We start from the raw sequence: 12,352 nt of genomic DNA, 5'->3' as shown, positions 1-12,352 counted from the left end.
AGGTTTGATCATTACGTCTGAAGATCGGTGCTGTATCATTATTGGGTATTGATATTATATGTATGATAGTTGTAAGATCTGATTAATATAATGGGATTCTTTATGGTCTGAATTGGGTTATGATCCATAATTCTTGCATTTAGGGATGGTTTATTATAAAATAAGATAATATTACGGAGATAACGGGATCATGAAATTTTTTGTCCGGGAAGAGGCACTCTCTGAGGTTGTAGGTTTTATTCTGATACTTGGTCTTTTAACTATAGCTATGTCTATGTATGTTGTTTATGAAGTGCCGGTCCAGGGAGAGATGGATGAAATAGACCATATGAACGGGATAAAAGACCGTTTTGTCGATTATAAGATATCTCTTGATTCATTGTGGATAAATTCTCTTGGAGTTGAGAACTCCGGAGCTAATGTAAATTTCAGTCCCTATGGCATAAACCTTGGTACATCTTTTGTAATGGGCACAGGAGGCGGATTTAAGACTGGGGGGAGTGGTATTGCGCCTCTTTTTTTCCCGGTACCCTCAGCAGGTTATATGACTGTTAACCAGAGTGACGGTCATATATTAATTACTAAAAATAATGATGCTGCAAATCCTGTATTTGACAAGGATATCGGAAAAATGAGTTATAATTCTCAGAATAATTACTGGCTCGATCAGGAATACTATTATCAGATGGGTGGCGTTTTCCTGAAACAGACAGATGGTGTGACTGCAAGGGTTGATCCTACTGTTTCATTTTATGGGCTGGATGGTGGAACTAAACTGGGTGTATATATAATTCCTGTATCAGTAAAGTGCCCTACTATCAGCCAGAGTGTCGGGGGTTCAGGACCGGTTATGGCCGATACAAGGTATAAAAATGAGGGCCAGTATCCTCCCGGTACTGTGAGTGCTCAGAGTGTTCAGATTGAGCTGACTGTTAAGGACAGTCTTGAGGCTGTAGTCTGGAAGAAAGTGTTTCAAAGTGCTCTCTGGCGGGAGGGAGTTTATAATCCGGACTGGTATGATATTACCTTTCCGGGTTCCCGCTCTGTAAAGATTGATATATTAGGTCCGCCCGGCAGTACGGGAGACGATGTTCAGTTGAGTATCTATAATGCGAATTTCTCGGTTACACTCCAGAATGTTGCTTCTTCTCTGGAGTGATCTGCTGATTTATGATATACAATATATTAATTATTGTGTGAGGTGCTGTGATGATAAAAAAATGTCCGGAACCGGTCTCTGATGAGGGCGTAAGTGAAGTAATCGGGGCGATACTACTTGTATCTCTCTCGGTAATAGGGATTGCAGTAATATCAGTAATGCTTTTTTCATCGGCACCATCTGAAGTGGTACCTGTAGTTGATATTTTGGCAGGTAAATCCGGAACCGGTGAATTTTACCTTTATAATAACGGGGGTGACTCCCTTAAGTCTGGAGAATACAGGGTTTTGGTTGATCTTAATGACGGTAATGGATATGTGCCGGGTGATTTTTCAGCACCCTCCGGCGGGACGTGGTCTCCGGGTGATGGCATAAAATATGTAGGTCCGGGAATGCCCATTGGTACAAAGATTGTCTATATCGGCGGTGATACTGAGACTCTGCTGTCGTCATCGCCTGTATTATATTCCAATCAGACGGTTGCGAATGTATCAGTAATTGGTGATATTGGAACCTCAACGGGTGGTGATGATATAAATATTACTGAGTCTCCAATTGAAATAACAAATGATGAAGACGAACTTGCAGTTGAATTTGAGGTCCGAATGAATGAGCCTGTTCTTAATGTTACAATCGATAAGTCAGTATTTGTTGCGGATCGTGTTGATATTGTGTATTATGATTATGACCATACCGGTGATGGTGGTGCAAAGGATGCAATTGCTCAGACCATGGATACCACAGACAATGTGGATTATCAGGCTGTGATTAGCGGATTACAGGTACTATTGTCAACTAGTGATCTGCCCGCAAATGTATCCCTTTCTATTATTGGCTATAATGAGACGGAAGGGACGACTTACATGACCAATGGTATGTTTTTGGTTTCAAGGAACAATAAATAAAAATTTTCTGACAAAATTTTCTGTTAAGTGGGAGTGATGTTATGTATTACCGGGAAGAAGCAGCGGCTTCAGAAACTATTGGATTTGTATTGCTTGTAGCTGTTTTTGTTGTTATTGCAGGATTTATTGGAATAACGATGGTTACAGATTCCGGCGATGATCAGGCACCTGCGGTTGTGATAAGTACTGGTGCTTATTATGATGGTGATCAGCTGAAACTGGTTCTGAGAAATGATGGCGGAGATTTCCTTGAGAAAGATAAATTACAGATCATTGTTGAAGGAGAGGATGTTACTGATCAGTTTGTAAATAATGATGGTTCTTCAGACTGGGGTGAATGGGATACCGGAGGAGAAATTTATCTGGATGTTTCTGAAAAACCGGACGATATACAGATTGTCAGTTATCAGAATTATGAAGAACCCAGTGTCATTTATCTTTTGGGATCTGATGCAGGTAAGCCGATTGAAGTAGTTACAGAAATTCCAACTCCGGTACCAACTGATGTACCGGGTAATCCTCCTGTGGCAGACTTTACAGCAACCCCGCTCTCCGGAGGTGCACCACTGATTGTTAACTTTACAGATTCATCATCAAATGAACCATCGTCCTGGCAGTGGGATTTCGGTGACGGTGCAACATCATCAGAACAGAACCCAACACATATTTACTCATCGTTTGGGACATTTACAGTAACTCTTACTGCCACCAATGCTCATGGTGACGGGACAAAGACAAAATCCGGGTACATTACGGTTCTGCCTTCACAGTCGTGTGAAGTTTCGGGACTTACCGGATATTATTACAGGAGCAATGATTTCACCGGAAATCCGGTATTAAGAACTGATCAGGTGATAAGATTTGCAGATCAGGAAGCCATAGACCGTTATGGTTATGTAAGCGATATTGCAGACTGGCCAAATCCTATAATTGGCAGGGATGATGATTTCAGTGTAATCTATGAAGGTTACCTGATGATCGACAAAGAGGCAGATTATACATTCTATCTTACATCAGATGATGGTTCAAGGCTCTGGATTGACAATACGGGTGACGGGGATACTCCGGTTGTTGACAACTGGGATGATCATTCCCCTGAAGAAAAATCCGGTAACAGACACCTGACAGTTGGTTTCCATCCCCTGAAGATTAAAATGTATGAGAAAAAAGTTCATGCAGTGCTTCAGCTTGAGTGGGAATCAAGTGACTTTGACAGGATATTTGTTGATTCATTCTGTGTGGATGAATGCTGCAGGCCGTTAAATGCCGGATTTACAGCAGACCCTATCTTAGGTTTGGCTCCGCTGAATGTAAGCTTCACAGATACCTCGACAGGCTCAGTTACCGGATGGTCCTGGGACTTTGGTGACGGGACAACATCAACTGTGCAGAACCCTGTTCATATATTCACAGATCCGGGCAGTTATACCGTAAACCTGACAGTTACAGATATATATGGTGAATCAGAATCCCACTCTGAAGATATTATCGTGAGTGCTGTGCCGGTATGCACAAGGCCGGGACTGACAGGTTATTATTTCGATAACCGGAACTTTGAAGGGACACCTGTTGAAAGATCGGATGAAAGACTCAGATTTGCTGATCCGAACGGAGTTTCATGGCGTGGATATGGAACTGATATAACCGGCTGGCCTGAGGGAATTATAGGTCAGACTGAGCAGTTCAGTGTGATATATGATGGGTACCTGATAATAGAAGAAGCGGGTGATTACACATTCTATCTTACATCTGATGACGGTTCATATCTCTGGATTGATAATACTGACGATGCCGATCCTCCTCTCATAGATAACGGCGGTTACCATATTCCTGAGGAAAAGTCTGCAACAACATATCTGGCGGCAGGTTGCCATCCGGTAAAAGTAAAGATGTTTGAGAATAACGGCATGGCAGTCCTGCACCTTGAATGGTCATCGTCAGCAATTGCAAGAACCTACGATATCCCTCTCTGCCAGGATGATGCGTGTCAGTCAGGGCCTGCACCTGCTGCATGGTGGACATTTGATGAAGCCTCAGGAAGTACAGCCATTGATTCATCCGGCAATGACAATGACGGATCTATACAGGGCACGTACTCTCGCATGGCCGGAGCCTGTGGAGATGCGCTCTACTTTGATGGTGTGACTACCTATATCTCAGTACCTGACAGTGCAACGCTTGATGCGTCTGATAAGGTGACTCTGTGTGCATGGATATATCCTGAACTGCCCATAAATAAATCAGGAATTTGGGATGAATACAGGAATACTATCTCTGTTCTTGACAAAGGAGACAATGGAGACGGCAATTATGAATTCTTCATGAAAAAAACCGATACTGTAAGTCGTTTCACATTTGAATCCGTTAATGAGCGTCTTGATCATCTTACCGGTGTTCCGTATGAATACAACCGCTGGCAGCATCTGGCATGTGTTGTGGATACAGGAGCCGGAACCGGGACAGTATATATTGACGGGGCCAGTGTGGGTACCTTTGACACGCCGTCTTCATTAGTTCCTAATGATGAGCCGGTGTACATAGGTATGCAGAAGATTTCTGGTGGTTATCCTGACTGGGCGACCTTTAACTTCAAAGGGAAACTTGACGAAGTGATGCTCTATACAACGGCTCTTACAGCAGGTCAGGTGCAGGAGATCTATGGTAAATGCACACCTGTGCCTGCTCCTGTTGCAGACTTTTCGGCAGATACAACAACCGGTTCTGCTCCTCTGACAGTAACCTTTACTGACCTCTCCACAAATGCCCCTGACACATGGTTCTGGGACTTTGGTGACGGAACTGTCTCAATTGAAGAGAATCCGCAGCACAAATATACTTTAAACGGAGTGTATAATGTAAGCCTGAGAGCCGGAAATGCGGGTGGCTATGATACAGAAGTTAAGACTTCATTTATCACAGTGACCGGACTTCCGTCACCTGCCGGATGGTGGAAGTTTGATGAAGGTTCAGGAGGCACAGCCACTGATTCCTCCGGCAATGACAATGACGGATCTATTAAGGGTACATATTCCCGTGTGGACGGTGCCTGCGGTGACGGTCTGTATTTTGACGGAACAAGTACCTATGTGCTTGTCCCCAATGACGATACCCTTGATGCACCGGATTATCTCTCATATGCTGCATGGCTTATGCCTGAACCACCGGTAATCCCTGATGATATGGATGTCACTAAGTTCCTGAATTTCACCTCGCTTATATGCAAGGGATCTCAGGATGAGGACAATTATGAATTATTCATAAGAAATCTTAACGGAGGTACAGAGTTATCATTTGAGACAGAATACGGAGGATATAAAGAGTACAGTACAACAGGTTTTGGCTATGAATACGGACAGTGGCAGCATGTTGCCTTTGTTGCTGATACTGACACCGGGGTGGCTAAACTGTATATCAACGGTGAATCTGCCGGAACTGTCACCTCATCCCTGCCGGATTCATTTGACACCAATGACGATGCCCTGACGATAGGTATGCAGCAGATGTACTCTCCGTATCTTTTCAGATACAAAGGTGTGATGGACGAAGTGATGCTCTATACAATTGCCCTTACAGATGACCAGGTCAGAGAGATCTATGATACCTGCACTCCACCGCCTGCTCCTGTTGCAGACTTTACGGCAGATACAACCAGTGGCAATGCACCACTTACAGTAACCTTCACAGACAGTTCAACAAATTCACCAGCTTCATGGCTCTGGGACTTTGGTGACGGTGAGACATCAACGGAAGAGAACCCTTCACATACCTACAGCAGTGCGGGAACTTATGATGTCACACTGACTGTAACGGGAACCGGTGGGCAGTCCACAAAAACATATGCTGATATGATAACTGTAAATCCGACTTCCTCAGATATTCATGATGTAGTCTTTATTTCTGATAACAGCAAGGATGCTACCCTTAAGAAGGATTATTACCTTGAGTTCACTGTGGAAGATACAGGCGATCAGTATATCATACCTACAATAAGTATTGAAAACACAGATAACGGGAAGACCATAGTTGATGGTTATATTCTTGAATCCGGGGATATTGTCAGGTTTGAGCTTTCAAAAGACATAAGAGACGGAAGTGTTTTCATCTCCGGAACAAGCCTCTGGCAGGATGGTTTTAACATTACTGATGTGGATGTCTATGTAAACGGCAATTCTATCGGGAAAGAGGGTCTCCCAAAGCCCTATGTCCCGAAATTCAGCGGTCTAAAGAGCACACTTGTTCTGGAAACCAAAAATAAGGTGGGATGGACACAGTTGTCATACGATGGAGAAACCATAATATTCGACTATGATGGCAGAGAGGTAACTCTTAACGGACTTACACAGTCTGAAGGTTCAGGGGTGTTTAATCTCAGACTGATCAAAAACAGTGATTCTTATTTCGATGGTGGAATCAGCAGTTATTCTCTGGATAAATAAATAACTCCGTTCTTTTATTTTTTTTATAGTTTTAAGGTGACAGTTTCTCTTAGAATGATATACATACTGCCCGGAGAATGTATGAAAATTTCGTAAAAGAGAGATATTGATATTTTTAATAGTGATTTAATCGTTCTGTCACTTCTTCTTCTTCTTTTTGGATTTGGACATTGACATTATATCGACAACATATTTGCCATCCGTTCCCATCTTCATGACCATACCATCGCTTGAGGCGAGTTTTTCAAGATTCAGCTCATATGTTCCCGGATTTAACACACGGATGCTCTCAACACGGTCGTAGAGTTCAATCTTCTTTCTGTTCTTCCTGTTCTCATTCTCTACGCTGTCTTTACTATCTGTATTTCTCTTCTCTTCCGGCTCTTTGATCTCAATGATCTCCTGACCTGTCTCGGCAGCAATTTCTTCTATACTCTTCTCTTCCAAAACATCCCGGTGAAGGTTTTCAGGATTTATGTAAAGGAATTTTTTGCCGCCGCAGCTTGGGCACCCATTAAGGATTTCAGTTGAGCCGTCCTTAAATTCTCTTCCGCATTGTGTGCATTTATGAGGCATCTTTACAATATCCACCTTAATTTTACCGGACCTCTGATCATTATGCTTCCTGTTATCTGGATGATACCCAGGCGCTTATAAGGTTTTTGTCCTTCTTCAGAGTCTTCATCTGGTTTGCAGGACCGATTACTGTCATTCTGCCTGAAGTGTGATCTTTTTTCCCGAAAAGTCCACTGAAAAGCCCTCCGCTCTTCTGATGTGTACCCGATTCACTGGAATAAGTCTCCATTTCAATTCCTGCAAAACCGTCCGGCTTTATCTCACGCATAGTTGTCTCTATCAGTAAACTCTGCTCGTCGGGCGTAAGCCCTTTTTCAAGAACGATAACATTTCCATCGATAACCTTTTCAAGAATCATCCTTATTTTTTCAAGTGATGTGAGATTCTCAAGACGTTCTGAAGAAATTAAATCTATCTGGACTCCCTGAATCATACAAATCACCCGAAGAAATCGATCATTTTCTCGTACAGCTCTTCCACATTATTGCCTTCAAGCCCTGAGATTGAAATTACAGGGTGCTGCGGGAAAGCGCTTTTTATTCTTGTGGAGGATGCATCCGGCAGATCATTTTTATTGGCGACAATTATTACTGGCAGCCCCCTGCTCTCAATAATACCGATAAGCATGATATTGACCTGCATGAAAGGGTCCTGAGTTGAGTCGAGCATGTATATAACACCCTCAATATCCTCCCTTAACCAGTGCATAGCCTCAGCAACCCCCTCGGTTGCCTCACGTGCCCTGACGACTGCCTCTTCAGACTCAATGCCGTATTCAAGGAATTCCTTGTAGTCAATCTTGGTCGTTACTCCGGGTGTATCAACAATATCAATTGTTATTGCATTGCCCTTTTCATCCGCAATTGTGACTCCCTCTTTTCTTCTGGCACGGCGTGTTTCGTGTGGTATTTCACTTACAGGCCCTACTGCATCCCCTGTCCAGTCTCTGACAATACGGTTGGAGAGTGTTGTCTTTCCTGCATTGGGAGGCCCGTAAATGCCTATACGCATCTGTTTTTTCTTAAATAATCTGGAAATTATTTTCTTTAATTTCTTTTTTGTCCTGATGAAGAAGCTCATGTTGTATTCTCCTGAAATGTTGGTTTTGGTACAGTATAAATTAATATCCTTTTTCACCGGAGGGGTAAAATTTCTTATTTATCCTGCATAATTATCAAAATCAGTTCTTTTAAGCTGTAAAATTAAAATATCTGATATTTGTGGTCTGTGGGTACAAAATAATAACCTCTCAGGTTTTTTTCAGTAAATTGTATGCTGCTCCCAGAATTTCCGGTAAAATTGATTGATATTCAGATTATGACCTCAAAGACATATAACTGTGGCTGTTATGGCAAAAAGAAGAATGGCCGGAAAAGTTCTGATATTACCAAAAAATCCTTTGGTCATATAATTTCTGAGGAAAATATCCGGATAATATATACTTGATGGCTGACCTGAATTATAATTGGCTGTTTTATGTAAAATGTCAGTGAATATCCTTTTATAGTGCTGGAAACCATAGGATAATCTGTAGACCTCTCTTCTGCGGGTATTTCCTGCTGAGGAGGAGGTGGTCATGTGAGCGAAAATATAATGGACGCAAATCACTTCAAAATAGATGTTCCTGTAAAGGAGGTCATGAGGTACAATCCGGCCACAATCGGCGCTGAAGCTACCGTTCCAAAAGCGGCCGCAAAGATGTGCAAGAAAGGAGTGGGAAGTTGTATAGTACTGCAGAATAATGTGCCTAAGGGCATTGTTACCGAGGAGGATATTAACTGTAAAGTAGTAGCTAAAGATCGCAAACCCGGAGATGTTTATGTAAGTGAAATTATGAGTACACCTTTAATTACCATTGACATTGACAAAACCGTCGGTGAAGCAACTCACATGATGGTGAAAAATAAAGTAAGAAGGCTTCCTGTAGTGGACAAATCCAAGGTTGTCGGCATCGTAACAGTCAGGGATATTATTTCGGTCTCCAATGAGATGAACGAGATAATGTCTGATCTCATAAAAGTCAATCATAACTATGAGGATTCAAACGGTTCTGCAACATCGGGAGTCTGTGACAACTGCAACCTTATGTCAGATGATCTCGTCTTCGTTGACGGCAGAATGCTCTGTTCGGTCTGCAGGATAAGCGACGATACGGATTAGAGATCCGGAAAAATTCCGGATATATCCATATCCCGCCTTATATGCCGGGAGAGGCCCGGAGATAATAATTTAAGGATAAGATAAGAAATTTCCTGAGAATATCGCTGTATAATATTTTAAATACTGCGTCTGAATATGGGAATGGTTTCATGCAAAAAAATCATAAAAATCAGAACAATATAATTTTAAAGGATATTGCAACGAAAGATGTCATCACGGTCTCACCGACGATGAGCATCATAGGTGCAGTTGAGATAATGACAAAAAAAGGTTTCAGGCGTCTGCCTGTTGCTGATTCAGGTACTGGAAAGATCATAGGTATTGTGACAGCAGGGGACATCCTGAACTTTATAGGAGGCGGAGAGAAGTTTAATCTCGTTTCCGGCAAGCACAAAGGGAATCTTATAGCCGCATTAAACGATAATGTACGGGAGATAATGACGACCCGCCTCATTACCCTGAAGGAAAATGCGAAGGTCAATGAGGTTGTCGGAACCATTGTGGTTAAGAAATGCGGCGGCCTTCCCATTATCTCTGATACCAGTGTAGTTGTCGGAATTGTTACTGAGAGGGATATATTAAGGACACTATCGTGTGAAGACAATTATACGTCTGTCTCTGAGATTATGACTCCTAACCCCTATGTCACAAGCCCTGATGCGCTTATGACTGATGTCGCAAAAGAGATGATTGCCCGCAGATTCAGACGTCTGCCTGTAGTCAGTGATGATGTTTTATTTGGAATCATTACTGCGATGGATATTATGAAATACATCGGAAAAGGTGATCTGTTTAAAGGAATGGTGACAGGTAATATATCTGATCTTATGTCAGTGCCGGTCAGGGATCTAATCAATGGTGAACTCTACACAACAACCCCCGATAAACCAATATGTGAGGTTGCAAAGGAGATGATCAGCAGAAATGTAGGTGCACTTCCGGTAATTGAGGATTCTCATCTGGTTGGTGTAATTACAGAGTTTGATCTTGTCAAAGCCCTGACAAAAGAATAACGATATATTGAATGACCGGGCAGATCTATACCGGAAATCTGCGGAAATCTGAATTCTATGAATTCTCCGCCATGATACTCTGAGTTAAAGTATATATCTGCCTTCATAATGGCATATTTTTGAAATGCCTGTGATACGGATGATGAAAAATAACCAATAACTTATGCAAATCCGATTTGAGGTTAAAAAAATGAATGAAAAAACCCTTGTAAAGGATGTAATGTCCAGGCCAGTCACAATAGCAAAATCAGCACCAATAACTGAAGCACTAGACAAAATGTTATCTGAAGGTGCCGATCCACTGATCGTAACCAATAACGGAGTTGTAACAGGTACAATCTCAAGAAAGGCAATTGCAGAGACTCTCGGAAGCAAAAAAACCTCTTCCCTGCCGCCAACAAAGATCCATGTTGTAAACCGGGCAGATGATGACTTCACTTCAGTCTATTCTGATGAAGAGGCACAGATTCTCATCCCTCTGCTTCAGAGATACAAGATCGTTGTTGTACTTGATGAAGAGCATAAACCTGTCGGAAAGGTGGATTCAACAGATCTGTTAAAGGTCATGGTTCCTGAAGGTTCAGTTGAGAGCCTGATGCAGAACCCTCACAGCATCAACCCTGGTGAGCGTGTCGTTCACCTCCGCAGGAGAATGATTGATGAGAAAGCTGCAAAGTTCGTTGTAACTGAGGAAGGCAATATCATCGGTATTGTTACTGAGACTGACGTGGCAAAATCCATGATGGAATTCAGAGAATCAGTCGGTGAGAAGCATCAGGAGCAGCAGGTCAGAAATCTTTATGTCAGTGATATAATGACATCACCTGCACTTACGATGGAGATAACCGAAGATGTTGCAAAAGCAATTGATCTTATTGTCGGCAAAAACATCAGCTCGGTTCCGGTAACAAAGGAAGGCAAACTTGTAGGTATGGTCTCTAAGGACAGCCTTATTGTTGCGCTTTAAGTCCGGAATAATCTAAATTATTTTCTTTTTTTATATTTCATTACAATTGAATATTTAGTGCTCCGTCTCAATCGAATCTTTTTTTATCATATCTCTCTTTATTAATTATCAGAATCATGAAAAGAGCAACGTCAGTATCACCGTCCGGAAGTGTTGCCGGACTGATCGAAGGGATGGGAAAAACCGGTTTTCAGGGCAGAAAACTGGGGGAATCACTTGAAGTCTGGAAGAAAATGATAGATGATCCGGACTGCATCATCCTTCTTGGACTATCAGGTGCAATGATCCCTGCGGGAATGCAGAAATGCGTCATAGAACTTATTAAAAACCGATATATTGATGGTATTGTCTCAACCGGGGCGAATATGTTTCATGATACCTGTGAACACCTGGGTGTGCGCCACTATATGGGCCACCACAATGCTGATGACTGTGAACTCTTTTCAAAGGGTATTGATCGTATCTACGATGTCTTTGCATATGATGACCAGTTCCGTGGTATTGAATCTGAAATAGCTTCTTTTATTGAAGAGATCTCTCCATTCAATGCCTCGTCCCGTGTTCTGATGGAGAAACTGGGTGTCTGGCTTGGAGGTAAGAACCCTGCCGGAGAGTCTGTGTTAAATGAATGTGCAAAAGCTAAAATTCCGGTATTCATTCCGGCCCTCTGTGATTCATCAGTCGGGATAGCTGCTCTGATGGCGAGGAGAAGGGGCATTGAGATATCGGTCGATCAGATCGCTGATGTTGATGAGATAACCACAGTCATCGAAAATTCGGTTCGCACAGGGGTGATATATGTCGGCGGAGGTGTCCCGAAGAATTTTATTCAGCAGACCCATGTCATTGCAGGAATACATGAGAGAAATACCGACGGCCACCAGTATGCCATCCAGTACACAACAGATGCGCCGCACTGGGGCGGACTTTCGGGCTGCACATTTGAAGAGGCCATCAGCTGGGGCAAGGAAGCGCCGGACTCATTCCGCGTCCAGTGTTTTGCCGATGCCACAATCGCGCTCCCGCTCATTGTCTCGGCACTTACTGAGAGAAAACCTCTCCGGGCCGGTATTCCGGATATGAAATCCTTCTTTGAGTAGCTGATCCGGTATCACTATACCACAACCCTTAATAAC

The 12,352-nt window shown here is 42.7% G+C and carries 10 protein-coding genes; 7 read left to right on the top strand and 3 right to left on the bottom strand.

Annotation, left to right across the window (positions count from 1 at the left end):
• The first annotated feature begins 190 nt into the window (after positions 1 to 190).
• From L6E24_RS04930 to L6E24_RS04920, 3 genes are read left to right on the top strand one after another with little or no spacing between them, the layout of a single operon-like run.
• Positions 191 to 1,159: a hypothetical protein gene (locus L6E24_RS04930; protein ID WP_257743600.1), complete on the top strand. Its 969-nt coding sequence runs from the start codon at positions 191 to 193 to the stop codon at positions 1,157 to 1,159.
• 50 nt (positions 1,160 to 1,209) lie between these two features.
• Positions 1,210 to 2,064, top strand: a complete 855-nt coding sequence (locus L6E24_RS04925; protein ID WP_257743599.1) for a type IV pilin N-terminal domain-containing protein — start codon at positions 1,210 to 1,212, stop codon at positions 2,062 to 2,064.
• Between the two features lie 41 nt (positions 2,065 to 2,105).
• Complete coding sequence (locus L6E24_RS04920) at positions 2,106 to 6,500, top strand: PKD domain-containing protein (protein ID WP_308219145.1); 4,395 nt, start codon at positions 2,106 to 2,108, stop codon at positions 6,498 to 6,500.
• A 138-nt stretch (positions 6,501 to 6,638) separates the two neighbouring features.
• Here L6E24_RS04920 and L6E24_RS04915 read toward each other — a convergent pair whose 3' ends face one another.
• From L6E24_RS04915 to dipA, 3 genes are read right to left on the bottom strand one after another with little or no spacing between them, the layout of a single operon-like run.
• On the bottom strand, positions 6,639 to 7,076 hold the full coding sequence (locus L6E24_RS04915; RefSeq protein ID WP_257743982.1) for a Zn-ribbon domain-containing protein: 438 nt from the start codon (positions 7,074 to 7,076) through the stop codon (positions 6,639 to 6,641).
• Positions 7,077 to 7,128: 52 nt separating this feature from the next.
• Positions 7,129 to 7,509, bottom strand: coding sequence for a divisome-positioning protein B (dipB, locus tag L6E24_RS04910; protein ID WP_257743598.1), 381 nt, complete (start codon positions 7,507 to 7,509; stop codon positions 7,129 to 7,131).
• Between the two features lie 5 nt (positions 7,510 to 7,514).
• Positions 7,515 to 8,156, bottom strand: coding sequence for a divisome-positioning GTPase DipA (gene dipA, locus L6E24_RS04905; protein WP_257743597.1), 642 nt, complete (start codon positions 8,154 to 8,156; stop codon positions 7,515 to 7,517).
• Positions 8,157 to 8,669: 513 nt separating this feature from the next.
• On the opposite strand from dipA, the gene L6E24_RS04900 reads away from it, so the two are divergent.
• The 4 genes from L6E24_RS04900 to L6E24_RS04885 all read left to right on the top strand — a co-directional run bounded on the left by L6E24_RS04900 (position 8,670) and on the right by L6E24_RS04885 (position 12,316).
• Positions 8,670 to 9,236, top strand: coding sequence for a CBS domain-containing protein (locus L6E24_RS04900; RefSeq protein WP_257743981.1), 567 nt, complete (start codon positions 8,670 to 8,672; stop codon positions 9,234 to 9,236).
• 149 nt (positions 9,237 to 9,385) lie between these two features.
• Complete coding sequence (locus L6E24_RS04895) at positions 9,386 to 10,249, top strand: CBS domain-containing protein (RefSeq protein ID WP_257743596.1); 864 nt, start codon at positions 9,386 to 9,388, stop codon at positions 10,247 to 10,249.
• Between the two features lie 190 nt (positions 10,250 to 10,439).
• Entirely contained in the window at positions 10,440 to 11,216 is a 777-nt protein-coding gene (locus L6E24_RS04890) for a CBS domain-containing protein (protein ID WP_257743595.1), read from the top strand.
• A 116-nt stretch (positions 11,217 to 11,332) separates the two neighbouring features.
• On the top strand, positions 11,333 to 12,316 hold the full coding sequence (locus L6E24_RS04885; protein ID WP_257743594.1) for a deoxyhypusine synthase: 984 nt from the start codon (positions 11,333 to 11,335) through the stop codon (positions 12,314 to 12,316).
• The last annotated feature ends 36 nt before the right edge of the window (positions 12,317 to 12,352 follow it).

It is taken from the genome of Methanoplanus endosymbiosus (genome assembly GCF_024662215.1).
Classification (GTDB): Archaea; Halobacteriota; Methanomicrobia; order Methanomicrobiales; family Methanomicrobiaceae; genus Methanoplanus; species Methanoplanus endosymbiosus.
Note: the sequence above shows the minus strand (reverse complement) of the source record. Positions and strands in the feature narration are given on the sequence as shown.

What these genes read in the sequence shown, in the direction of transcription:
- L6E24_RS04915 (WP_257743982.1), bottom strand. Translation starts at nt 7,076, where the DNA reads ATGCCTCATAAATGCACACAATGCGGAAGAGAATTTAAGGACGGCTCA.
- dipB (WP_257743598.1), bottom strand. Translation starts at nt 7,509, where the DNA reads ATGATTCAGGGAGTCCAGATAGATTTAATTTCTTCAGAACGTCTTGAG.
- L6E24_RS04895 (WP_257743596.1), top strand. Translation starts at nt 9,386, where the DNA reads ATGCAAAAAAATCATAAAAATCAGAACAATATAATTTTAAAGGATATT.
- L6E24_RS04900 (WP_257743981.1), top strand. Translation starts at nt 8,670, where the DNA reads ATGGACGCAAATCACTTCAAAATAGATGTTCCTGTAAAGGAGGTCATG.
- L6E24_RS04930 (WP_257743600.1), top strand. Translation starts at nt 191, where the DNA reads ATGAAATTTTTTGTCCGGGAAGAGGCACTCTCTGAGGTTGTAGGTTTT.
- L6E24_RS04890 (WP_257743595.1), top strand. Translation starts at nt 10,440, where the DNA reads ATGAATGAAAAAACCCTTGTAAAGGATGTAATGTCCAGGCCAGTCACA.
- dipA (WP_257743597.1), bottom strand. Translation starts at nt 8,156, where the DNA reads ATGAGCTTCTTCATCAGGACAAAAAAGAAATTAAAGAAAATAATTTCC.
- L6E24_RS04925 (WP_257743599.1), top strand. Translation starts at nt 1,210, where the DNA reads ATGATAAAAAAATGTCCGGAACCGGTCTCTGATGAGGGCGTAAGTGAA.
- L6E24_RS04920 (WP_308219145.1), top strand. Translation starts at nt 2,106, where the DNA reads ATGTATTACCGGGAAGAAGCAGCGGCTTCAGAAACTATTGGATTTGTA.
- L6E24_RS04885 (WP_257743594.1), top strand. Translation starts at nt 11,333, where the DNA reads ATGAAAAGAGCAACGTCAGTATCACCGTCCGGAAGTGTTGCCGGACTG.